This is a genomic window from Pantoea sp. B550, from assembly GCF_024158165.1.
GTDB lineage: Bacteria > Pseudomonadota > Gammaproteobacteria > Enterobacterales > Enterobacteriaceae > Pantoea > Pantoea alfalfae.
Genome location: NZ_JAMYXI010000003.1, coordinates 56,261 through 78,477, shown reverse-complemented (window position 1 = coordinate 78,477; position 22,217 = coordinate 56,261). Strand labels below are relative to the sequence as shown.

The 22,217-nt window shown below is 53.8% G+C and carries 22 protein-coding genes and 1 pseudogene; 12 read left to right on the top strand and 11 right to left on the bottom strand.

Annotation, left to right across the window (positions count from 1 at the left end; genetic code table 11):
• Positions 1-185 precede the first annotated feature (185 nt).
• From NIM72_RS03435 to NIM72_RS03415, 5 genes and pseudogenes are all read left to right on the top strand, one after another.
• Positions 186-1,730 carry a methyl-accepting chemotaxis protein gene (locus NIM72_RS03435; protein WP_161736292.1) on the top strand — a complete coding sequence of 515 codons (1,545 nt, stop codon included), beginning with the start codon at positions 186-188 and terminating at the stop codon, positions 1,728-1,730.
• Between the two features lie 143 nt (positions 1,731-1,873).
• Positions 1,874-2,606, top strand: a pseudogene (locus NIM72_RS03430) (YoaK family protein).
• Positions 2,607-3,291: 685 nt separating this feature from the next.
• Positions 3,292-3,477 carry a general stress protein gene (locus NIM72_RS03425; RefSeq protein ID WP_253418741.1) on the top strand — a complete coding sequence of 62 codons (186 nt, stop codon included), beginning with the start codon at positions 3,292-3,294 and terminating at the stop codon, positions 3,475-3,477.
• A gap of 228 nt (positions 3,478-3,705) precedes the next feature.
• Positions 3,706-4,275: a DUF4142 domain-containing protein gene (locus NIM72_RS03420; protein WP_161736806.1), complete on the top strand. Its 570-nt coding sequence runs from the start codon at positions 3,706-3,708 to the stop codon at positions 4,273-4,275.
• 921 nt (positions 4,276-5,196) lie between these two features.
• Positions 5,197-6,093 carry a LysR family transcriptional regulator gene (locus NIM72_RS03415; RefSeq protein WP_161736805.1) on the top strand — a complete coding sequence of 299 codons (897 nt, stop codon included), beginning with the start codon at positions 5,197-5,199 and terminating at the stop codon, positions 6,091-6,093.
• A 5-nt stretch (positions 6,094-6,098) separates the two neighbouring features.
• Here the strand turns inward: NIM72_RS03415 and NIM72_RS03410 are convergent, their stop codons facing one another.
• From NIM72_RS03410 to NIM72_RS03365, 10 genes are all read right to left on the bottom strand, one after another.
• On the bottom strand, positions 6,099-7,208 hold the full coding sequence (locus tag NIM72_RS03410; protein WP_222925424.1) for an oxidoreductase: 1,110 nt from the start codon (positions 7,206-7,208) through the stop codon (positions 6,099-6,101).
• Positions 7,209-7,425: 217 nt separating this feature from the next.
• On the bottom strand, positions 7,426-8,214 hold the full coding sequence (gene fabI / locus NIM72_RS03405; RefSeq protein WP_090960651.1) for an enoyl-ACP reductase FabI: 789 nt from the start codon (positions 8,212-8,214) through the stop codon (positions 7,426-7,428).
• 141 nt (positions 8,215-8,355) lie between these two features.
• Complete coding sequence (sapF, locus tag NIM72_RS03400) at positions 8,356-9,159, bottom strand: putrescine export ABC transporter ATP-binding protein SapF (protein ID WP_161736802.1); 804 nt, start codon at positions 9,157-9,159, stop codon at positions 8,356-8,358.
• A 1-nt stretch (position 9,160) separates the two neighbouring features.
• Entirely contained in the window at positions 9,161-10,156 is a 996-nt protein-coding gene (gene sapD / locus NIM72_RS03395) for a putrescine export ABC transporter ATP-binding protein SapD (RefSeq protein ID WP_161736801.1), read from the bottom strand.
• Positions 10,157-11,047 carry a putrescine export ABC transporter permease SapC gene (gene sapC, locus NIM72_RS03390; RefSeq protein WP_013357991.1) on the bottom strand — a complete coding sequence of 297 codons (891 nt, stop codon included), beginning with the start codon at positions 11,045-11,047 and terminating at the stop codon, positions 10,157-10,159.
• Entirely contained in the window at positions 11,034-11,999 is a 966-nt protein-coding gene (sapB, locus tag NIM72_RS03385; RefSeq protein ID WP_161736800.1) for a putrescine export ABC transporter permease SapB, read from the bottom strand. The genes sapC and sapB overlap by 14 nt, the downstream gene beginning before the upstream one ends.
• Positions 12,000-13,622, bottom strand: coding sequence for an ABC transporter substrate-binding protein SapA (gene sapA / locus NIM72_RS03380; RefSeq protein ID WP_161736799.1), 1,623 nt, complete (start codon positions 13,620-13,622; stop codon positions 12,000-12,002).
• A gap of 335 nt (positions 13,623-13,957) precedes the next feature.
• Positions 13,958-14,380, bottom strand: a complete 423-nt coding sequence (locus NIM72_RS03375; protein WP_161736798.1) for a hypothetical protein — start codon at positions 14,378-14,380, stop codon at positions 13,958-13,960.
• Positions 14,358-14,687: a polymorphic toxin type 44 domain-containing protein gene (locus tag NIM72_RS03370; RefSeq protein ID WP_253418738.1), complete on the bottom strand. Its 330-nt coding sequence runs from the start codon at positions 14,685-14,687 to the stop codon at positions 14,358-14,360. Before NIM72_RS03370 ends, NIM72_RS03375 begins: the two co-directional genes overlap by 23 nt.
• Before the next feature lie 90 nt (positions 14,688-14,777).
• Positions 14,778-15,263 carry an Hcp family type VI secretion system effector gene (locus NIM72_RS03365; RefSeq protein ID WP_253418735.1) on the bottom strand — a complete coding sequence of 162 codons (486 nt, stop codon included), beginning with the start codon at positions 15,261-15,263 and terminating at the stop codon, positions 14,778-14,780.
• A 422-nt stretch (positions 15,264-15,685) separates the two neighbouring features.
• Here NIM72_RS03365 and NIM72_RS03360 point away from each other — a divergent pair, with 422 nt between their 5' ends.
• Positions 15,686-16,921: an MFS transporter gene (locus NIM72_RS03360; RefSeq protein ID WP_253418732.1), complete on the top strand. Its 1,236-nt coding sequence runs from the start codon at positions 15,686-15,688 to the stop codon at positions 16,919-16,921.
• A 93-nt stretch (positions 16,922-17,014) separates the two neighbouring features.
• Here the strand turns inward: NIM72_RS03360 and pspF are convergent, their stop codons facing one another.
• Complete coding sequence (gene pspF / locus NIM72_RS03355; RefSeq protein ID WP_161735239.1) at positions 17,015-18,016, bottom strand: phage shock protein operon transcriptional activator; 1,002 nt, start codon at positions 18,014-18,016, stop codon at positions 17,015-17,017.
• Positions 18,017-18,180: 164 nt separating this feature from the next.
• Here pspF and pspA point away from each other — a divergent pair, with 164 nt between their 5' ends.
• From pspA to NIM72_RS03325, 6 genes are read left to right on the top strand one after another with little or no spacing between them, the layout of a single operon-like run.
• The gene (gene pspA / locus NIM72_RS03350; RefSeq protein ID WP_098050427.1) at positions 18,181-18,846 is read left to right on the top strand and encodes a phage shock protein PspA; all 666 of its coding nucleotides are present in this window, start codon (positions 18,181-18,183) and stop codon (positions 18,844-18,846) included.
• 35 nt (positions 18,847-18,881) lie between these two features.
• Entirely contained in the window at positions 18,882-19,109 is a 228-nt protein-coding gene (pspB, locus tag NIM72_RS03345; protein ID WP_161735233.1) for an envelope stress response membrane protein PspB, read from the top strand.
• Positions 19,106-19,456: an envelope stress response membrane protein PspC gene (gene pspC, locus NIM72_RS03340; protein WP_013357981.1), complete on the top strand. Its 351-nt coding sequence runs from the start codon at positions 19,106-19,108 to the stop codon at positions 19,454-19,456. The genes pspB and pspC overlap by 4 nt, the downstream gene beginning before the upstream one ends.
• A gap of 55 nt (positions 19,457-19,511) precedes the next feature.
• Positions 19,512-19,760, top strand: coding sequence for a phage shock protein PspD (gene pspD, locus NIM72_RS03335; protein WP_010670225.1), 249 nt, complete (start codon positions 19,512-19,514; stop codon positions 19,758-19,760).
• Positions 19,741-21,138 (top strand): YcjX family protein, encoded by a 1,398-nt coding sequence (locus NIM72_RS03330; RefSeq protein ID WP_222925428.1) that lies wholly within the window; start codon positions 19,741-19,743, stop codon positions 21,136-21,138. Before pspD ends, NIM72_RS03330 begins: the two co-directional genes overlap by 20 nt.
• Entirely contained in the window at positions 21,135-22,196 is a 1,062-nt protein-coding gene (locus NIM72_RS03325; RefSeq protein WP_222925429.1) for a YcjF family protein, read from the top strand. The genes NIM72_RS03330 and NIM72_RS03325 overlap by 4 nt, the downstream gene beginning before the upstream one ends.
• Positions 22,197-22,217 lie beyond the last annotated feature (21 nt).

The following is a 22,217-nucleotide window of genomic DNA, read 5'->3' as shown; positions in this document are numbered from 1 at the left end:
GACAGTTCTCTTCAGACGTGATTACTTCGCTAACCGTCCGGCGCTCGCGGGCGGTTAGCACCTCTTCCTGCAGATATGCAGATCGCTGCCGTCCCGCTTATTGTAACTAAAAAAAGCCCAGCCCTAATGGGCCGCATCTTTCTGCCGATATAGCGACTCATCCTCCTTATTATCGGAACTTCGCGATGTCGTTAAAAAAGTCCTCCCTGATTATCTTCACCTTCCTGCTGGCGTTGTTTCTTACCAGCGTGGCAATCAGTACCTGGCTGCTGATTCAGAGCAATCATTCTTTGAATGCGGTCAACAAAGAGATCCGCGTGGTGCTTTCGGTGATTGACCCGATCAACCATAGCCGTACGCTGCGTGTCCGTCTGATGGAGTACATGAAGGAGATTGAGGGCAGTGACGCCAGCAATCCCGCCACGCTGGACAGCGTGCGGACCGTGGCGGGTAAAGCGGATGCCGCATTCCAGGCCTACATGAACGCGCCGCGTCTGCCGGGCGAAGAGGCGGAAGCCGACGCCTATAGCCAGGCTTATCAGGCCTATCGTCAGCAGGGTTTACAGCCGTTGATCGAGGCGGCAGAGGCGCACGATCAGGTGCGCTTTAAAAATCAGATTGCCACCGTGGTTCGCCTTGATCGTCAGTATGAAATCATTCTGGACCGTGTTCTGGCGCAGCACGAAACCTACGCCAAAAAGCTCAACAGCGACGCACAGAGTCACTTCACCTCGGGTGTTACCCTGCTGGGTCTCTTTGGCGTGCTTTTTTTTGGCATCGTCATCGCCATTTACATCTTCATGAAGCGCTATGTGCTTTCGCCAATCAATGATGCGCAGGAACACTGTAAGCTTATTGCGGCAGGCGTTCTGGATGCCACAGTGCCAGTGAAACCGGGTTCACGCAGTGAAATTCAGATGCTGATGGGTTCGCTGGAGCAGATGCGCAGCGCGCTGACTGCCATTATTCTGCAGGTGCGGGATTCAACCCGCTCAGTCTCTACCGCCTCGCAGGAAATTGCGGCGGGTAACATCGATCTCGCCTCGCGCACCGAACAGCAGGCCGCCGCGCTGACGGAAACCGCAGCCAGCATGGAGCAGCTGGGCGCAACGGTGAAACAGAACACTGAAAACGTCTTTGAAGCCTGTCGTCTGACCAGTGAAGCGGTGAAAAATGCGGAAAGCGGCGAAAAAGTCTCGCAGGAAGTGGTGACATCGATGGCGCTGATTAACGCCAGCTCGAAGAAGATTGAAGAGATCACGACCGTTATCGACAGTATCGCTTTCCAGACGAACATTCTGGCGCTGAATGCGGCCGTCGAAGCCGCCCGTGCGGGTGAGCAGGGACGTGGCTTTGCGGTAGTCGCAGGGGAAGTGCGTAATCTGGCCCAGCGCAGTGCTACCGCAGCCAAAGAGATTGAGGGGCTGATTGCAGAATCTGTCTCCATCATCCACGCCGGTTCCGATCAGGTCAGCCGGACGGGCGAAGCGATGAGCGCGATTATCTCCTCAGTCAGCCGCGTGAATTTGCTGATGGAGCACATCTCTACCGCATCTGATGAACAGAGTCGCGGCATCGGTCAGATTGAACAGGCGGTCACCGAGATGGACAGCGTCACCCAGCAGAACTCGGCGCTGGTTCAGGAATCTGCGGCGGCGTCGGCCTCGCTGGAGGAGCAGGTGCAGTACCTGACGCAGTCGGTCTCCACCTTCCGTCTGGCAAACAGCTAACTGGTTTCATCCGCGCTGCGTCTATGCAGCGCGGGATGCTGTGATGCGTCTCGTCAGGCAGAGAAGAGCATGTTTGATGCCGCGCCTTGTGACGGCGGCAGAATGAGCGGATTATACGGCTTTCCACTGAATACGGGGTTGTCATGCTAATCAGCACAGAAAGTGCCCGCAGCAACAGCGCCGATACCCGACTGGCCTGCACGCTTGCCGCTGCTGCAGGCGCGCTCAATACTGCCGCCTTTGAAATTGTCGGTTTCTTTTCAGCTAACATGACCGGAAATGTCTCGTTGCTTTCCGATCATCTGGCAAAAGCCAGTCTCGGGCCGGGCCTGTTTTTTCTGTCTATCGTCCTGCTGTTTATTGCGGGCTCCCTTTTTTTCAACGCTGATGATTAATGCCGGGCACCGCAGGAATATCCGTACTATCTATGCCTTCGTTATCCTGATTGAGGGCATCGCGCTGATTACGCTGGGCATAATTGAGAATCACTTTCCGCCGCTGTCGCCCGGTGTAGTCTTGATCCTGAGTCTGAGTTTTTTGATGGGGCTGCAGAATGCGGTGGTAACGCGCATCTCCAATGCCCGCGTTCGCACCACTCATGTCTCCGGTACGGCGACTGATATTGGAATCGAGCTGGCGATGCTGTTTGAGGTGCTGCGGCGCAAAGTATCACCGAAAGATGCACCGATCTGGCTGGGGCGGCTGCGGCTGCACTGCCTGACACTGCTCTCGTTTCTGGTTGGCGGAATTGCCGGTATAGGACTTTACAGATTGCTCAGCTATGATTTTTTATTGCCGGTGGGAGCCGGGTTACTCTGTCTGGCGCTGAACGCCATCTTTACCAGGCCAGTAAAATCAAAGGGCATACTTAATTAAGCCAGACAATTATCTCTGCTGCTTGTATCAGGATTGCGCAAATCCGGATTGCATCATTCCGCCAGCGCAGATGAACCGTGTGGTTAAAGAGCTGAGCTATAGCAGGATAATAATAAGCATTATATTCTGGTTAATGCTGCCACCAGGACAGTAGCACAAACACGCTTAAATGTGCTCATGGATAATTAACATCGGCATGACACAATGATTAAGCTGGAAAACGAACTGAGAGAATATCGCCTGCCCGTCAGCGTTCCTTCTTATCTTTGAACGCTCATATAAAAATCAATAAATCATTGAGTTAATGGCCCGTTCGGTCATGCCAGTATTTTATTTTTTGTCTTTGTCGAAATTATCCCGCTCTGGTTTTCATGCATTTCTGCAGACCCCTTATACCAGCCCATAAACTCATAATAACTGATTAAAATGCCGGTTACAGAAGAGTGGGTCATAAGAATCATCTCAAAAGAAACTTAAATTAAATTGTACAATGAGTGGGTTTTTTGTACAAGCTTTATTCCGAAGCTGTTGCTTATGATAGATAAAAATTCTTTTATAAGCGGAGCGGAAGACATTTTTAATGTTTTTGTTCTGCTGCAATTATCTGTTTATGTTTGTGATTATCTGCAAAGGCAACCATGCTTAATGAGTAAACCCTATTTAAAATGATATATGAGGAAAAAATATGACAAATCATCGGGGCGGGGCAGGTAATTTTGCAGAAAATCCACAGCGTGCTGCGGAAGCAGGAAGTAAAGGAGGGAAGGCCAGCAGTGGAAATTTCAAAAATAACCCTGAGAGGGCGGTTGAGGCCGGCCGTAAAGGCGGCTCAGTCAGTCGAAGGGGTAATACACAGGAAGGCCGTGTTTAAATTGATGAACGGCGTCAGGTTTAATTGAAAGGTGCTCTGTCCGAAACTTTGTGCCTGCTTTTTTATTGTCTGTTTGCGTAAGTTACAGCCATTCAGTGGCAGAACAACATTCTGACTGATTTCTTAAAATCGGAGGTCCACTTTATGGACCATGACATTTGTTATTTCACGTCGATGATAAAGAGCGTTATCTGCCATCGATCTCTTCGTGATATTAAGGAGAATATAATGAAAAAGAATCACTCCCTCAAAGGGTTGCTGGCTATATCGGCAGTCGTCACCCTGTTCAGCACTGTCAGCGTGCAGGCCCAGACTGAGACGAGCGCCCCGCAGGGCGGGAATGCAGAGCAGACCGTTGCCAAAGGTAAGCTCAGCGCGGGCGATGAAAAAGCGCTGAAAGATATGGCGCAGGCCAACATTAACGAAGTTGCCGCAGCCAGAATTGCGCTGAGTAAAACACAAAGCGCTGACGTCAAAATCTTTGCTCAGAAAATGGTCGATGATCACAGTAGCGCTCTGACAAAAGTTAAGGCGGTTGCGCAACAAAAAGGCGTGACACTGCCTGCTGAGCCGGATGCTAAACACAAGGCCATGGCCGATAAACTGGAAAAGCAGAGCGGTGGCGCATTTGATAAAATGTATATGGAAAACGCAGGCGTAATGGACCATAAGATGGTGCTTTCGACGCTGAAGAGTGATGCCATGAAGATAAAAGATCCGGATGTGAAGACACTGGCAGACGAACATACCCCTGTAGTCGAGCAGCATCTGAAATCTGCCGAGCATATGGCGATGTAACCGGATTAACCGGTTAATGCGTAATGAAGCCGTCCGGTGAACACCGTGTTGCTGACCGGACGCCTTTTTCAGCGCTGGCTGGAAATATCGACTGATTAGCCTCTTTCTGCATGCTTAAGTCTCTCCAGAGAGGTCTTTATAGTGGGCCGGACTGACGCCACGTGTGAGCAGAAGACCGCCATGACTATCAAATAAAGGTCGCAACCGTGTCCATTTCCAGGTCTGGTAGTGAGCCGGAACGCGTCTAAAGCATTGTTGACCAGAAGTTCGGCCAGACCTGAGTTAAGAAGGGCTACAGGATGGCTATTCGCCTGTAAGCTGGCTCTGTACCCGACGAGACTTGTGATAGTCTTCATCGCACTCAACTGAACAGACCGCAGTGCTGGCTACCACAGCTTCATCTTTACATCACATGCTTAATCCTTGAGATCCTTGAGACTTTTGAATTTTGGCTTAAGGGCTGCAAGAGATGCGGAAAGATGCGCTTCTTCACGCACCTGAGCCTGGTCGACTTCATCCATAAATATTCTTAACCTCATCGAATTTTAACTAATCAGACACAAATCAATCACTGCAGAGAAATTCTTTGTATCCACAGATGCGCCAATTGTGAGAGCGGCTAAACAGAATTGAATCATATCTTCTTGTTTTCAAATTAATTTATTCTGATGTCATGAGCGCTACGGGAAAGTGTAGACGGAAGCTCTGCTTTACAACAGGCTCAGGCAGAACAGGATATGAGCTTTACTGACTCACTGTCTGACGGGTCGGGTCTCTGCCAGTTTGAAGCATGACTGCATTAGGCATAATATAAACGTAATAATGGCAGTAAGAGGGTAGTTAAATTTTAATCCATCGCTTAGTGCATAAAAGTATGCCCCTCTAAAATATTAATCTGTAAGTTACTGATGGTAAAAGAACATCGACATTAAACAACTTATTTACCTGTGTAACCTGGAGCGGGAACGTCATTTCGGACGGGCCGCGGAAGCCAGTTTTGTCACACAACCCACACTCTCCATGCGCCTGAAAAATCTTGAGCGCGAACTGGGCCTGCCGCTGATTAACCGCAGCAATAACTTTGCCGGTTTTACGCCAGAGGGCGATCGGGTACTGGCGTGGGCGCGGGAAATTGTTTCGGTCTATCAGGGACTGAAGCTGGAAGTGGAATCGCTGAAACATGGGGTGAACGGTACGCTGCGGGTTGGCGTAGTGCCGCAGTGCAGCGTGGCATTGCCGCTTCTGCTGAAAGCCGTGCAGGCGCGCTATCCTCAACTCGACTATCGCATTGCGGTGCTCAGTGCTGACCAGCTGCTGGAAGCGTTAAACAGCCACACCGTGGATGTCGGTATTGGCTTTTTCGAAATGGCGACGCTACGGGAGCTTCATTTCCAGACCGAGATGCTGGCCGATCGGGGCGTTGAAGCCATATTCCATCCCGACCATTTCCCGGCGCTGGTGGCAGAAACTCCGCTTACGCTGGACGAGCTGGCACAGCAGCCGCTCTGCCTGGCGGAGCCGACGCGCTATTTCCGGCGTTATCTTGATATGGCTTTTCGCGAAGCGACGCTGGTGCCACGGGTTATCGTGGAGAGCGCCTCTGTCATGCAGTTGATGCAGTGTGCACAGGTCGGTCTGGGGCTTCTGGTGTCGCCGGTCGGTCATCTGCTGCCCGCTTCATTACAGGGATTACAGCAGCGCGCCATTACGCTGCCGCCGATGGCGCGCCAGGCGGCGCTGGTCATCGCCGAACCTGGCCGAGCCACACCGCTGGCTCAGCACTTTTTTGACGAAGCACGTGGTCTGTTGCCGGTTTAGCCCGGCTACTGCGCTTCGCCCAGAGCGTAAAACAGGCGACTGTTCCAGTTTCCTATCGCGACAAGCTGAATCAGCGCGAACAGTGCTTCAGGCTCCCAGCCCGCCTCCATCAGCGGTTGCAGGTGAGCCGCGCTGAATCGCTCAGGAGAGCGGGTCAGCTGCGCTGCCAGCGCAATAATCTGCTGCTCTTCACCTTGAGATACCCCGTCCACACCGTCAATTAAAACCTCATTCCCGGCCAGCAGCCGGAACGCCCAGCGACTGCCCAGAATACGGGCGGCGGTCGCCTCTGCCAGGGTGTTTTCCTGCGAGAGATGCTGACGCAGCTGCGCCCAGCCATAGAGCGTCGACGGGTCGTGAACCAGCAGCCATACCGCATCCTGCATGCCGGGCAAAGACTGACAGCGGGTAACGGCAGCGAGCTGCTCGGCACTGGCATACCGCAGCTCCAGCGGCTTCAGCACGGGCTGCCAGTGGGCAGGCTGGTCAAAACCGGTGGCGTCGGCGTCGGATGGGGCAGTGGTGCCCGGTAACCAGCGTACCGGCTGGGCCTGCAGCGCCTGTAATCCGGCGACGACGCGGGCCTGATAACTGACAAAGCCGATCACCTGATTCAGCGTCACAATATCGGGTTCGGTCAGGCCTACGGCATCCAGAGCGGTGATCGCACTGGCGTTAATCAGCTCAGGCTGCATCGCCAGCAGGCGCGCATACTGCGTAATCTGGGTCAGGCGGTTATTACTCTCGCGCGAAGAGTCAGGGCCGGGCAGCGGATTCAGGCGGGCAGAGTAGTGATTACACAACCGCTGTACACCTGCGACCTGCGCCACGGTCAGCGCGGTGCTGAGGCGGTCGTAGAGCGTTAAGGTGTGCGTCAGCGAGGTGACAACGCGATCGGGAAACAGCAGCTGTGCCAGATCGCGTGCTGCCAGCAGGGCTGGCTGATTCGTGCGCAGCAATGACTGCACCACAGCGTTATCGGCATAGCAGCCCAGGAGGAAACGATCGTCGATATGGGCGGCCTCTGGCACCAGCGGTGCGGCCTGAGCGGTACGTGGACTGGTCTGGCTCTCGTAAAACCAGTGGTTATGGCCCGGATAGCGGCGTTGTTCCATGATCAATCCTTTTACAAATTCAGGTTCGGCATGCAGGCGGCACAATCTGAAAATGTGCATTAACCGAAGGGCAGGCTTATCGTCGCTGATGGGCCGTCCGGGGCAAAAGAATGATCGGTGATAATTAATAGCGTTACGGTATAACGGCAGCGAAATCAGGCGGGAAGGGCAAGGCGGGCGTATTGAGAAGGGCGAGCCAGGCTCGCCCTTGCAGAACTTATTTCAGTTCCAGTTCGTTCATTGCGGCGATGCTGAAGCCGCCATCAACGTGTACCACTTCACCGGTGATGCCGCCAGCCAGATCAGAGCAGAGGAATGCTGCTGAATTGCCGACATCTTCGATGGTAACGGTACGGCGAATCGGGGTAACCGCTTCGCAATGTGCCAGCATCTTACGGAAATCTTTGATGCCTGATGCGGCCAGGGTACGGATTGGACCGGCAGAAACGGCGTTAACACGCACGCCTTCAGGGCCCATCGCGTTTGCCATGTAACGCACGTTAGCTTCCAGCGACGCTTTCGCCAGACCCATGACGTTATAGTTCGGGATCGCGCGTTCAGCACCCAGGTAAGAGAGGGTCAGCAGCGCAGAATTTGGATTCAGCATCTCGCGGCACTCTTTGGCCATCGCGACGAAGCTGTAAGCACTGATGTCATGCGCGATTTTAAAGCCTTCGCGGGTAACGGCATTCACGTAATCGCCAACCAGCTGATCGCCTGGGGCGAAACCGATAGAGTGAACGAAACCGTCAAATTTCGGCCAGGTTTTTGCCAGTTCAGTGAACAGCGATTTGATGCTCTCATCTTCGGCTACGTCACATGGCAGCACGATGTCTGAACCCAAATCTTTAGCAAACTCTTCCACACGACCTTTTAACTTGTCGTTCTGGTAGGTGAAAGCCAGTTCTGCGCCCTGTTTGTGCATCGCCTGTGCAATACCGTAGGCGATGGAAAGTTTACTGGCAACGCCAGTAATCAGAATGCGCTTACCGGAAAGAAAACCCATAGCTGTAATCCTTATGGTCATTGTAGTTGGCGGCCGCATGGTTAAAAAGTAAGCGACCGACGTTAATCGACGTGCGGATTCTAGCACGTCTCTCATAAATCAGGTAAATCGGCCCGCAATTTCCGCGATATGCAGCAAAAATCAGCGCTCGCGCCGCCAGGCTTCGGCACTCAGTGCTTCGCCAAAATGGCTGCTGATCAGGCGTCGGGTCAGATCGTGCAGCGGGGAGGCGAGCACATCAGCCGTGCCGCCGCGCTCGACCACTTCGCCCTGATGCATCACCAGCACTTTATCGCTGATGTGCTTCATCATGCCCAGATGCTGAGTGACATAAATGTAGGCGATTCCGTGTTTCTCCTGCAGTTCCAGCATCAGATTCACCAGTTGGGAACGCATGGTCATATCCAGAGAGGCCAGCGCTTCATCGGCCACAATCACTTTGGGTTGCAGGATCAACGCGCGCGCCAGGCCCAGACGCTGTTTCTGACCGGGTGCCAGCATGTGCGGATAATATCCAGCATGATCGCGCAGTAATCCCACCTGACGCAGAGTAGCGATAATGCGTTTTTCGCGCTCTTCCGCAGTGAGTTCGGTATTGAGTCGCAGCGGGAACTCCAGGATCTGGCTGATGCGCTGACGTGGATTGAGTGAGGTTGAGGGATCCTGAAAAATCATGCGGATGCGCTGGCTGCGATAGCCGTAATCGCCAAAGGTAAGCGGATGGTCGTCAATCAGAATCTCACCTTCGGTGGGGGCGATCATGCCGCTGAGCATCTTCGCCAGCGTGGACTTGCCGGAACCGTTTTCACCGATAATCGCCAGCGTCTGCTTTTCGCGCAGGGTAAAGCTGACCGACTTCACCGCTTCAACGTGCTGGCGGCGGAACAGGCCGGTGCGATAGCGAAAGGTTTTACTCAGGTTGCGCACTTCCAGCAGGGTCTCCATGCTACTGGCCCTCCATATTCAGCGGGAAATGACAGGCGAAGAGATGTGTCTTACTGCCGGTGAGGCGCGGCGTTTCAACACATTTGCGTTGCGCGTAGGGGCAGCGCGGCCCCAGACGGCAGCCAATCGGCAGGCTTTCCAGCGAGGGGATGGCGCCTGACAGCGTATTGAGACGGCTTTTATGCGGCAGCGCGCGGCCAAAGTCGGGCATCGCCCGAATCAGCGCCTGCGTATAAGGATGATGCGGCGTACTCATTAAATCTTCGCTCTGAGCGGTTTCCACCGTCTGACCGCAGTACATCACGTTAATGCGGTCCGCCCACTGACTCATGCTGCGCAGGTCGTGGCTGATCAGCAGAATAGTGGTGTTGTTATTCTGGTTCAGACGGCTTAGCAGGCGGAATATCTGCGCCTGCGTCGTGGGTTCCATAGCATTGGTCGGTTCATCGGCAATCAGCAGACGCGGCTGGTTAGCCAGCGCAATGGCGATCATCACTTTCTGGCATTCGCCTTCGGTCAGCTCGTAGGGGAAGCTGCGCATGATGTCTTTATGATCTTTGATGCCGACGCGATGCAGCAGTTCGATAGCGCGGGTTTTGCGCCAGAACCAGAAGCGTTTAAGCCATGGACCTTTATACGTCCAGCGTGGGATCACCTGCATCAGCTGACGGCCAATGCTCTCAGAGGGATCGAGACAGGATTGCGGCTCCTGAAAAATCATTGAGACGTTATGTCCGATAATGCGACGGCGCTCGCGCGGGGAGAGGCGCAGCAGGTCCACATCATCAAATACCATGCGATCGGCGGTCACGCGCCAGTTATCGTTGGTCACGCCGCAGATAGCTTTGGCGACCAGACTTTTACCGGAGCCGGACTCACCAACCAGACCCCGTATTTCACCTTCGCCCAGCGTCAGATTAACACGGTCGACCGCTTTGACCGGCCCGTCAGCGGTCATAAATTCAATGGTCAGATTACGGATATCAAGTAATGGCATTTATTCCACTCCCGCTTCGACGGCGCGACGGATGCCGTCACCGAGCAGGTTAACAATTAATACGCTGACCATCAGCGCCACACCGGGCAACATCACGGTCCAGGGCGCAACGTAGATCAGCTCCAGCGAATCGCCCAGCATCGCACCCCATTCCGGCGAAGGCAATTGCGCGCCGAGGTCAAGAAAGCCGAGTGCGGCAATATCCAGAATCGCCATCGACAGCGCGCGGGTAATTTCGGTAATCAGCAACGGTAAAATGTTTGGCAATATAGCGTAACGCAGAATATTACGGCCACGCGCACCGTCCAGGCGTGCGGCAACCACATACTCTTTTTCCAGCTCATCATGCACGGCACTGTAAATCTCGCGCACCAGGCGTGGCATCAGCGCCAGCCAGACCGCCAGCAGGGCATGCTCAAGACGCGGCCCGAGAAACGCCACTACGATAATCGCCAGCAACAGCGACGGAAGAGAGAGCAGGGTGTCCAGCACGTGGTTCATCACCGCCGAGCGAATGCCGTGCGTCATGCCCGCCAGCACGCCCAGCACCAGCGCGCCCAGCGTAGCGAATAGCGTCACAAGAATCGCCGAACCCACCGTCGGGCCAGCACCACTCAGCAGGCGACTCAGTACGTCACGGCCCAGATCGTCGGTGCCGAGGAAAAACGAGACATCGCCGTAGCGCGACCATGACGGCGGCAGCAACTGATATCCCAGGAACTGCTGGTCGATACCATAAGGTGCCATGAACCCGCCAAACAGGCAGAGCAGCAGCAATGCGCCAAAGCCATACAGGCCGACCATCGAAATCGGGTTGCCATAGAAATGATGCCAGCTCTGACGAAACGCGCTGGGCAGGCGTTTTTCGGCGTAAATATTATCGGAGGGCATACCATTCCTTATGTTTCAGCGGATTCATTGCCGCACCAATCACGTCAGAAATCACATTCACCAGAATCACCAGCCCGCCAATCACCATCACACCCGCTGAGATCGCCGCATAATCCTGCTGACGAATCGCGTTGATCAGCCAGCGGCCCAGACCAGGCCAGTTAAAGACCATTTCGGTGATCATCGCCAGCGTCAGCATGGTGGAGAATTGCAGGCCCAGACGCGGGATGACGGGCGGTAACGCGTTGTGCAACACATGGCGGCGGATCACCGTAAAGCGCGAAAGACCGCGCGTGGCCGCTGCTTTGACATAATTTTTATCCATCACATCGCTGGTGCTGTTGCGCAGCAGCCGGATCACTTCTGTGGTCGGCGCCATCGCCAGCACCAGCACCGGCAGAATCAGGTGGGACAGGGCGCTGATAATCATCTCATGCCGCCAGGGCGAAGGACTCAGCCAGGCATCAATCAGCGCAAAGCCGGAGATATTCTGCACCGGATAGAGCAGGTCGTGACGTCCCGATACCGGCAGCCAGCCCAGGGTCAGCGAGAAGAACAGCGTCAGCAGCAGTGCCAGCCAGAAAATGGGTGCAGAGAAGCCGATCAGGGCCACCGCACTGATAGTTTTATCCTGCCATTTATTGCGCATCACACCGGCGCAAATCCCCAGCGGGATACCGACCAGCAGCGCAAACAGAAACGCCAGGATACAGAGCTCCATGGTGGCCGGGAAAACCTCACGCAGCTGCAGCCCAATCTCCTGACCGTTGGTGCTGGAGACGCCGAAATCAAACTGCAGCATCCCTTTAAACCAGAACCACCAGGCATCGGAGAGCGCAGCGCCTTCCAGCGGGGCGTTAGGGGTAAAGTAGCTCAGGCTGAAGCTGACCAGCGACAGCAGGAACAGGGTAATGAGCAGCAGCAGCAGGCGGCGCAAAATATAGATAATCACTTACTTACCCTCATCAGCTTCACGATAAACTCCGGCAAACGAGGCGTTGCCAAACGGACTCAGTACCAGCCCTTTGATATCATGACGAAATGCCTGCAGTCGCAGAGAGGAGGCCAGCGGCAGCACCGGTAACTCCTGCGCAAGAATCTGCTGCGCTTTGTCATAACTGTCGATGCGGCCAGAGAGTTGTTGTGATAACAGAGCATTCTGCAGCGTTTCGTCAAAAGCCGGAGAGCACCAGTGCGCGTAATTGGTCTGCGAGCGAATCGCCGCACAGCTGAGTAGCGGGCGGAAGAAGCTGTCCGGATCGTTACTGTCGGTTGCCCAGCCTGACAGCGTCAGATCATGATTCATTGCCATCAGCTGCGCCTCCTGAAAACGTCCCTCTACCGGCACAATTGTCAGCCGGACGCCAACCTGCGCCAGATCCGCCTGTAACAGTTCGGCGGTTTTCAGCGGGCTGGGATTCCACGACTGCGAGGCGGCAGGCACAACCAGCCTCAGATGAAGATCGCTGATGCCGAGTGCAGCCAGCGCGGCGCGGGACTTCCCGGGATCATAGCCGGTAATGCGTGCATCATTGTCATAAGCCCATGATGCGCGCGGTAATATCGAAGCAGCCGTTTCGGCAGTGCCGTAATAAATCGACTCCATCAACCGCTCATTGTTGATGGCCAGCGCCAGCGCATGCCGCACTTCAGGGCGGTCGAGCGGCGGTTTACGGGTATTAAAAGCCAGATAGGCGATGTTCATACCGGGACGCAGCGTCATCCGCAGGCGCGGGTCATCGCGCAGTATGCTGAGCTGGCTTGCAGCGGGATAGGCAAGTACATCGCATTCACCGGTTAACAGTTTGGAGAGGCGCCCGGTTCCGCCGGAGCCAAGATCGATCACCGCCTGTTGCAGACGCGGCACCCCACGCCAGTAGTGAGGATTGCGCGCCAGACGGATGTACTGACCGGTGCGATATTCACTGAGCTGATAAGGACCGGTGCCCACTGGCTGACGATCCATCTCTTCCTGACGGCCCTTAGCGGTGAGCTGGTCGGCATACTCTTTCGACAATACCGGCGCATAGTGGGTCGCCATATGCCACAGGAACGAGGCATCCGGGCTGTTAAGCCTGAACTCAACCGTTCTGTTGTCGATCTTCTTCACGCTCTGTACGGAATCGGCAAATTGCAGACTATCAAAGTAGGGGTAGTTACCGCCATTGACGTTATGCCAGGGGTGATGACGGTCAAACATCCTTGCAAAGCTGAAGACCACATCGTCGGCGTTCAGCGGCCGGGTCGGGCGAAACTGATTAGTCTGCTGAAACTGGACGCCACTGCGCAGATGAAAACGATACGTCGCGCCGTTATCGCGTACTTCCCAGCTCGACGCCAGATCGGGCTTGAGACGATAGGTGTAGGGATCGACATCCAGTAAGCGGTCATACAGCTGTGCTGCCAGCGTATCGACAGTCAGCCCGCTGCTGGCCATCTGCGGATTAAAGGTGTTCAGCGTCCCGCTGACGCAATAGACAAAGCCGGTCTGACGTATATCACCGGCAGGCGCTGACCACGCAGGGGCACTTAACGCGCTGAGGCCAAGCAACAGCGAACATAGTAGTTTTAACATAGAACTCAACGATTTTGAGGCATTAACCGAAGTGTATCGCAAAGCGGGCATAGTCCCAAAACCTGCAGCCACTGGCAGCCTGATTTTCGTCATCGCAACGCATAATGCGCACACAGAAGGTGTGGTAATGAGAAAAATTCTCAATAACTGCTTTACAGATGATAATAAGAATGATTATTATTCACCTGCACTTCGACGGTGGCTCTGCCGAAGAAGAGCACGACATTGCTCACATTGCTTCCAGTATTGTTGCCCGCCTGTTGGCGGGCTTTTTTTTTGGCTTTTGTAGAGTGGCATGCCTGTCTGGACGGGGAAGAGATTGCAAGCAAAGGGGATCAAAGTGGTGAGGCGGTGAGGAAGACCGGGACGGAATAGGGCTCCTCGTTGATGCGAATACCAGGCAAATTGTGGAAAGCGAAAATCTCGCCGTTAATCGTCAAATATATCGCCTTATCACGAACGCGAGGAAAGACGTCATCATCTGAGGTGATCAGGAAAGGCTTTAGGTCGTCGTTCAGACTTTCTTTAAAAGATTCATCGCTTCGGGATGCATCATAAAGATAAAAACGGTATGAGAAGGCAGTTGTGGCACCCGCACTGGCTTCGGTGATGTAAAGGTTAATCCGGCTGCTGACGTTAACTTTCCTGATGATTGACTGTTCAAGCGGTGATAACTGCGAAAGCCGCCAGCCTGCAAAGACAATAGTCATCAGCATCAGAACCAGCGTGCGCTTTTTAAAAACCGGAACGTTTTGCATAATCTATCCCAGCTCTTATCCAGTATTGATCGTCAGGGTCATCTCCAAAAGGCGCTGCGCCATACCAGACATCAAATTCCTCTCTGCGGGTTCCGGCCCGGTTTTGCGCCCAACCGGCTGCGCGAAGAAGAACAGTGTCTTTTATTCCAGCGGCATGCCCCACAGCACCATAATGAAAATTACCAAAATGTTCATATTGGCTCCCCTGTTGAAATTTATAATCCCATGGGCCATGTCCTTTAACCTGGTTATAAAACCAGACATATGTCAGGGCTGAGTGTCCCCTGTGAAAACGTGCAACCATCATATTGTTTATCTACGAAACTCCAGCTGGAGTAAATGAAAGAATATCATAAGGAGGAGATGGAGATGCCGCTAAGGCAGGATATCTCATGATTTATGCCTTTTCATTCCAGCTATCTGAAAAAATGATGTTACCATCACAATGCTTCCAGGTTATTTTCTCGTAAGCAAACTCAACGCATTCAAGATGATTATGTTTTTCTTTTTCAGGGTCTTTAGTGTCATGCATAATGGGCGACATACCGACAATTCTGACATTTTCAAGTAATATGTTGAAGTATTCTTCTTCCTGACCTGCGTAGTTGATATTGTACCATCTGAACTCGGCTGACCTTAATGTTTGTCCAGTTGCCACTGCTTTATAAAGGTAGGGCGAAGAGGAATCGAATTCTTTTTGAACGATGATGGGTGCATGTTTTCTTGTCTCTGTGGGCTTGCCTGTCATAGAATCAGTCGGCAGTCTTAAGTTATGAGAAAAACCCGTAACTTCAATGCTTCCCTCTCGGTCTTTAACATCTACTGAACCATTGATGCTCGCACCACTATCATCTTTCAACCAAAGATATGCTGGAATAGCCATATTAAAAATCCTTTAATGGGTTAAGTTATATTCCTTTTGGAGGAGAGTTAATGCTGGCTTCGCATAAACCTCAAGTGCATATTAAAAAAATCGAAGGCATAATGATAAAGATCAATATTTAATAATTTCATATGTAATGGCTGGGATCTTTCCACACCATGGTTATGTAGTGCGAAATGGATTATTCAATTAATTGCTGTAAATCTGATTAAAAGCCACTTCAACTATTAACGGGTATTGGTATCATTAGTTTAGTTAAGATTCAAACCAGAATAGTAAATCATGTAATCCCTTGAATTATAGATTGTGTTTATATCCGCATGAATTCGATGTATCTGACGCTGGAAAGTGTAATATCGCGCTTAACTTTTACAAAAACGCAGGTACTATAAGCTCATCTTCTGGTCACCTACTTCCTGGCAATGAATAAACTCCAAAAAAACGCTCAGGCTTTTCAGCATTCATCCTTTCGTTATCTCTTTTTCGGACGTCTCTTCACCGTACTGGGCAATGGAATTGCTCCCATTGCGCTGGCTTTTGCGGTACTGGATATTGGTGGTTCTGCCTCTGATTTAGGGATAGTTGTTGCGTCCCGCTCACTGTTCAACGTGCTATTTCTGCTGGTAGGGGGTGTCATTGCCGATCGCTACTCACGCAGCCGTGTATTAGTTGTATCGGCGCTGGTTGCCGCTGTTTCTCAGGCTATCGTCGCCTGGTCTGTACTCAATGGTTCAGCAACCGTCATTAGCCTGACTTTGCTGGGTGCCCTGAATGGTGCGGCAGCAGGCATCGCTCTGCCAGCTTCGTCTGCGCTGGTTCCGCAGGTGGTTCCTGCAACGGATTTGCGTCAGGCTAACGCGTTAATTCAGCTGGGGATTTATGGCGGTACGGTAATGGGGGCATCGCTGGGGGGAATTATCACCAGCGCTGTCGGGCCGGGATGGGGACTGGCAATTGATGCGCTGGGTTTTGCCGTTTCCGCGCCGCTCTATTTCCTGATCCGTGTGAAATCGAATAAAGCCGCGACTTCGCAAGGCAATATCCTGCGTGATATCAAAGAAGGCTGGGCAGAGTTCGCCGGACGAAGCTGGATTTGGTCGATAGTCCTTCAGTTTGCCATTATCAACGTCGCGTTCAATGGCATCGTCGTGGTACTGGGCCCAATGATTGCCGATGCCTCTTTCGGACGGGCGCGATGGGGAATTATTGTGGCCGCCCATAGCGCGGGTTTAATTGCAGGTTCATTTCTGGCTATGAGATGGCATCCACGTCGTGATCTCTTTATTGGCGCGATGCTGGCAGGTCTTTACGCACTCCCAATACTTATGCTGAGCCAGAATGCGTCAGCAGCACTGCTGATAGCAGGGTTCTTTATTGCTGGCATGTCATTGGGCCTGTTCGGCGTAACCTGGGCGCACGCATTACAGACTCATATTCCACCGGATAAGCTGGCTCGCGTGTACGCTTATGATGCGATGGGTTCCTTTATCGCCATTCCCTTTGGACAACTGGTCGCGGGTCCGCTGGCAACACACTTTGGTATGAGTGCTGTATTGCTGATGTCAGCGCTGGCCGTGGTGATGGCTACCGCTGGCGTCGGTCTGGTTCCTGCCATCAGGCAACCTGAAAAAATGGGGCCTAAGTCGCACAACACATAATGGATAGATGGCTCAACGTGAAAAACAGCCCGGTTTATACCGGGTTGTTAATTCACAAGGACGAGAAAAAATCATAGGTTGGGGTGGCGTAAATTAACTCTCTGCTTTTATATCGTGCTTCTTCATCATTGCGCGCAACTGATGATAGGTGACGCCTAATAATCCGGCAGCGCGGCGCTGGTTATAACGAGCCTGGTGCAGGCTGGCATCGACCAGATCCCGCTCCTGCTGATTCTGCCATTGACGCAGATCCAGCGGCAGAGCAGGCAGGCCGCCACGCTGCGTCTCCTGACTGAATCGCGGGAGCACAACCGGTTCAGAGCGTGAAGCGAACGGGTTGATAATGACATTATCCAGCGGCAACTCGCTGCTGTTGTGACGATAAACCGAACGCTCGACCACATTTTTTAGCTCGCGAACATTGCCGGGCCAGTGGTAATCAAGCAGGGCCTGCTGCGCTTTAGCGGTAAATCCGGGAAACAGCAACAGGCCAAGCTCGCGGCACATCTGGATGGCAAAATGCTCGGCCATCACCAGAATATCGCTGCGACGTTCGCGCAGAGGCGGCAACTGAACCACATCAAAGGCAAGACGATCCAGCAGATCGGCGCGGAATTTCCCTGCCGCCGCCAGGGCGGGCAAATCTTCGTTGGTGGCGCAGACCAGCCGTACGTTAACCTGCAGGGCATGATTGCCGCCTACGCGCTCCAGCTGCCCGTACTCAATTACTCTGAGCAGTTTTTCCTGCACCAGCATTGGTGCGGTTGCCAGCTCATCCAGAAACAGCGTGCCGCCGTCAGCACGTTCAAAACGTCCCAGATGGCGCTTCTGTGCCCCGGTAAAGGCGCCGGCTTCATGACCAAACAGCTCAGAGTCGAGCAGATTCTCATTCAGCGCGGCGCAGTTCAGTGAGATAAAGGGTCCCTGCCAACGGTCAGAAAGATAGTGCAGCCGGCTGGCGATCAGCTCTTTACCCGTGCCGCGCTCGCCAATCACCATCACCGGTTTCTCAAGGGGAGCCAGTTTTGAAACCTGCTCCAGTACCTCCAGAAAATTATTAGACTCACCCAGCAGATTATCATTAGTGCCTGTCATGATGAATTTCGCCATCCCTTAATCATTTTGACTATCTTAAAACAAGGCGAAAAGGCTGTAAAATTTAAAATTACATTAAAATCAATATGATAAAAAGTTGGCACGCATATTGTATTAATCAGGCAGGGCATCACGTTTTAAAACATTAAAAGAGGAACATCATTATGGGTATTTTTTCTCGTTTCGCTGACATCGTAAATGCCAACATTAATTCCCTGCTAGAGCGTGCGGAAGATCCACAGAAACTGGTCCGCCTGATGATTCAGGAAATGGAAGACACGCTGGTCGAAGTGCGTTCCACCTCTGCCCGGGCGCTGGCTGAAAAGAAACAGCTGTCACGCCGTATTGAGCAGGCTGAGCTGCAACAGGCTGACTGGCAGGAAAAAGCGGAGCTGGCGCTGCGCAAAGACAAAGATGATCTGGCGCGTTCGGCGCTGATTGAAAAACAGAAACTCACCGACCTGATCGCCTCCCTGAAACAGGAAGTGGGCCAGGTTGAAGAAACGCTGGAACGCATGAAAGGCGAAATCAGCGAGCTGGAGAAAAAACTGAGCGAGACGCGTGCTCGTCAGCAGGCGTTGACACTGCGTCATCAGGCGGCTTCTTCATCACGCGATGTGCGTCGTCAGCTCGACAGCGGCAAAATCGACGAAGCGATGGCTCGGTTTGAATCTTTTGAACGTCGCATTGACCACATGGAAGCCGAAGCTGAAAGCCACGGTTTTGGTAAACCTAAAACTCTGGACCAGCAGTTTACTGACCTGAAAGCGGATGATGAAATCAGCCAGCAGCTTAATGCGCTGAAAGCCAAAATGAACCGCAGTGAGTAATCATCGACGTTGCGATAAGTGATTAAGGAGAGTCAATGAGCGCACTTTTTCTCGCCATACCGCTAACGATCTTCGTGCTGTTTGTCGCACCGATCTGGTTATGGCTGCATTACAGCAACAAACGCAGCGGCGGTTCGGAACTGTCGCAAAGCGAAATCCAGCGCCTGCAGCGCGTCACGCAGGATGCGCAGCGGATGCGTGAACGTATCGATGCGCTGGAAGCGATTCTGGACGCCGAGCATCCTAACTGGAGGCAGCCATGATGAAAGGTCGTAAATTATGGCGCAAGCCTGATGAAGGCAAGCTGATGGGCGTCTGCGCGGGTCTGGCAGAGTATCTCGACATTCCGGTTCGCCTGCTGCGGGTTATTGTGGTGTTATCGCTGTTCTTTGGACTGTTTGTCTTTACGGTGATCGCCTACTTCGTGCTGGGTTTTGTGTTGGATGAGAAGCCTGCCAATGCCAGTGACGGCGAACGCCAGCCAACCGCCAGCGAGTTGCTGGATCAGCTGGAGAGCACCCTGCAACGGGATGAGCGCAACGTGCGCGACCTGGAGCGCTATGTCACGTCTGAAACCTTCAGCGTACGCAGCCGTTTCCGCCAGATTTGATTATTTTATTCCCGGGCCGTCTTCAGGCCCGTCCGCTCTCTCAATGGAGGTGTTGATGTCTTTTTCGCGATCCACTGCTTTTCGTCACCGCGCGGCACCTGCATTGAAGTCGGCGGCTAAATTCATCATTATCAATGCTGTTACCTACGGTCCTGCTGGTGTGACTGGCTGGGCGGTGAAATCGGTAGCGCGACGCCCGTTACGTCTGTTGCTGGCTGTGGCACTTGAGCCACTGCTGAAACGCGTGATGAACCGGGTGGCATCGCGCTTCATCAGGGAGAAGGATGAAAAGACTGCAAACTGAATTAGTGGCGTTGATGAACCGTGGCGTCGATCGCCACCTGCGGCTGGCGGTCACCGGTTTAAGCCGCAGCGGTAAAACCGCCTTTATCACCTCACTGGTTAATCAGCTTTTAACGGTTCACAGCGGCGCACGTTTGCCGCTGTTTTCCGTTGTGCGGGATGAACGCCTGCTGGGCGTGAAACGGGTGCCGCAGCGCGACATGGGCACGGCGCGTTTTACCTACGACGAAGGTCTGGCACAGCTCTACAGCACGCCGCCCGCCTGGCCCACGCCAACCCGCGGCGTCAGCGAAATGCGTCTTGCGCTGCGCTACCGGCCTAATGATTCACTGCTGCGCCATCTGAAAGAGACGGCGACCCTCTATCTTGAGATTGTCGACTATCCCGGCGAATGGCTGCTCGATCTTCCGATGCTGGCGCAGGATTACCTCACCTGGTCCCGACAGATGAACGCTCTGCTGCAGGGCGATCGCGCTGAGTGGGCTAAGTCGTGGCGCGCACTTTGCGAAAAACTCGACCCGTTAGCACCCGCCGATGAAACCCAGCTGGCGGAAATTGCTGCCGCCTGGACCGACTACCTGCATCGCTGTAAAACGGAAGGCTTACACTTTATTCAGCCGGGCCGCTTCGTGCTGCCTGGCGATATGGCAGGCGCGCCCGCGCTGCAGTTCTTCCCCTGGCCGACTTCTGATGAGGCGCAACTGACTAAGCTTGCGCAGGCCGACAAAGGCAGCAACTTCAGCATGTTGCAGCAGCGGTTTAACTACTACTGTCAGCATGTGGTTAAAGGCTTTTATAAAAACCATTTCCTGCGTTTTGATCGCCAGATTGTGCTGGTGGACTGTCTGCAGCCGCTGAACAGCGGACCTCAGGCGTTTAATGATATGCGACTGGCACTTACGCAACTCATGCAGAGTTTTCATTACGGTCAGCGCACCCTGTTCCGCAGGCTGTTCTCACCGGTAATCGACAAATTACTGTTTGCCGCCACCAAGGCGGACCACATTACCAGCGATCAGCATGGCAACATGGTGTCTCTGTTGCAGCAACTGGTGCAGGATGCGTGGCAGAACGCGGCATTTGAAGGCATCAGTATGGATTGCATCGGGCTGGCGTCAGTGCAGGCGACGCAAAGCGGGCTGGTCGATCACCGTGGCGAGAAGATCCCGGCCCTGCGCGGTCATCGACTGACCGATGGCGAGCCGCTCACCGTCTATCCCGGCGAAGTGCCGCCGCGCCTGCCCGGTAACGCTTTCTGGCAGCAGCAGGGTTTTCAGTTTGAACAGTTCCGGCCGCAGCAGCTTGACGTTGATCGTCCGCTGCCGCATATCCGCATGGATGCCGCGCTGGAATTTTTATTGGGAGATAAATTGCGATGAGCGATCCGCTGAAGCCGCGTATCGATTTTGCCCATCCGCTGGATGAGAGCAGCACGACGCCGCTGCGTCCGGCGCAAACCTTTGAAGCAGAAGCGCAGGCTGCGTTTCTGGCGGTGCAGGATGAAGATGCCGCCGTTGAAGAGGAGGGCGCAGGTGAACGGGCGGTAGAAGCCGCGCTGAAGCCTAAGCGGAGCCTGTGGCGCAAAATGGTGACAGCAGGCGCACTGCTGTTCGGCGTCAGCGTGATGGCGCAGGGTGTACAGTGGACGCACGATGCCTGGCTGGCCCGCGACTGGTTTTCGCTGGGCAGCGGCGTGGCAGGTGGCCTGATCGTCCTGGCCGGTGTGGGCGCGCTGACCACCGAGTGGCGTCGCCTCTATCAGTTGCGTCAGCGCGCAGAGGAGCGGGATGTGGGCCGCGAGCTGCTGCACAGTCATGGCATCGGCAAAGGCCGCGCATTCTGCGAAAAGCTGGCGCAACAGGCGGAGCTGGATCAGGCGCATCCGGCTCTGCAGCGCTGGCATGCTTCACTGCACGAAACCCACAATGACAGTGAAATCGTCCGTTTATATGCACAGCTGGTGCAGCCAGTGCTGGATCGTCAGGCGCGACGCGAGATCAGCCGTCATGCAGCGGAAGCTACACTGATGATTGCGGTCAGCCCGCTGGCGCTGGTGGATATGGCGTTTATCGCCTGGCGTAATCTGCGGCTGGTCAACCGTATCGCGGCAATCTATGGCATTGAGCTGGGTTACTTCAGCCGCATCCGGTTATTCCGTCTGGTGCTGCTTAATATGGCCTTTGCCGGGGCATCTGAACTGGTGCGGGAAGTGGGTATGGACTGGATGTCGCAGGACATTGCCGCCCGGCTTTCTACGCGGGCCGCGCAGGGTATTGGTGCAGGGTTATTAACCGCAAGACTGGGCATAAAAGCGATGGAGCTTTGCCGTCCATTGCCCTGGCTGGAGCAGGATAAGCCGAGGCTCGGCGACTTTCGTCGTGAGCTGCTGGGCCAGTTGAAAGAGACGCTGCAGAAGGGCGGCAATAAGTCCGCCTGAACCTTTGGAGGACAATAAAGG

Coding starts and splice junctions, on each gene's coding strand:
- NIM72_RS03435 (WP_161736292.1), top strand. CDS start 186: ATGTCGTTAAAAAAGTCCTCCCTGATTATCTTCACCTTCCTGCTGGCG.
- NIM72_RS03425 (WP_253418741.1), top strand. CDS start 3,292: ATGACAAATCATCGGGGCGGGGCAGGTAATTTTGCAGAAAATCCACAG.
- NIM72_RS03420 (WP_161736806.1), top strand. CDS start 3,706: ATGAAAAAGAATCACTCCCTCAAAGGGTTGCTGGCTATATCGGCAGTC.
- NIM72_RS03410 (WP_222925424.1), bottom strand. CDS start 7,208: ATGGAACAACGCCGCTATCCGGGCCATAACCACTGGTTTTACGAGAGC.
- fabI (WP_090960651.1), bottom strand. CDS start 8,214: ATGGGTTTTCTTTCCGGTAAGCGCATTCTGATTACTGGCGTTGCCAGT.
- sapF (WP_161736802.1), bottom strand. CDS start 9,159: ATGGAGACCCTGCTGGAAGTGCGCAACCTGAGTAAAACCTTTCGCTAT.
- sapD (WP_161736801.1), bottom strand. CDS start 10,156: ATGCCATTACTTGATATCCGTAATCTGACCATTGAATTTATGACCGCT.
- sapC (WP_013357991.1), bottom strand. CDS start 11,047: ATGCCCTCCGATAATATTTACGCCGAAAAACGCCTGCCCAGCGCGTTT.
- sapA (WP_161736799.1), bottom strand. CDS start 13,622: ATGTTAAAACTACTATGTTCGCTGTTGCTTGGCCTCAGCGCGTTAAGT.
- NIM72_RS03375 (WP_161736798.1), bottom strand. CDS start 14,380: ATGCAAAACGTTCCGGTTTTTAAAAAGCGCACGCTGGTTCTGATGCTG.
- NIM72_RS03370 (WP_253418738.1), bottom strand. CDS start 14,687: ATGATGGTTGCACGTTTTCACAGGGGACACTCAGCCCTGACATATGTC.
- NIM72_RS03365 (WP_253418735.1), bottom strand. CDS start 15,263: ATGGCTATTCCAGCATATCTTTGGTTGAAAGATGATAGTGGTGCGAGC.
- NIM72_RS03360 (WP_253418732.1), top strand. CDS start 15,686: ATGAATAAACTCCAAAAAAACGCTCAGGCTTTTCAGCATTCATCCTTT.
- pspF (WP_161735239.1), bottom strand. CDS start 18,016: ATGACAGGCACTAATGATAATCTGCTGGGTGAGTCTAATAATTTTCTG.
- pspA (WP_098050427.1), top strand. CDS start 18,181: ATGGGTATTTTTTCTCGTTTCGCTGACATCGTAAATGCCAACATTAAT.
- pspB (WP_161735233.1), top strand. CDS start 18,882: ATGAGCGCACTTTTTCTCGCCATACCGCTAACGATCTTCGTGCTGTTT.
- pspC (WP_013357981.1), top strand. CDS start 19,106: ATGATGAAAGGTCGTAAATTATGGCGCAAGCCTGATGAAGGCAAGCTG.
- pspD (WP_010670225.1), top strand. CDS start 19,512: ATGTCTTTTTCGCGATCCACTGCTTTTCGTCACCGCGCGGCACCTGCA.
- NIM72_RS03330 (WP_222925428.1), top strand. CDS start 19,741: ATGAAAAGACTGCAAACTGAATTAGTGGCGTTGATGAACCGTGGCGTC.
- NIM72_RS03325 (WP_222925429.1), top strand. CDS start 21,135: ATGAGCGATCCGCTGAAGCCGCGTATCGATTTTGCCCATCCGCTGGAT.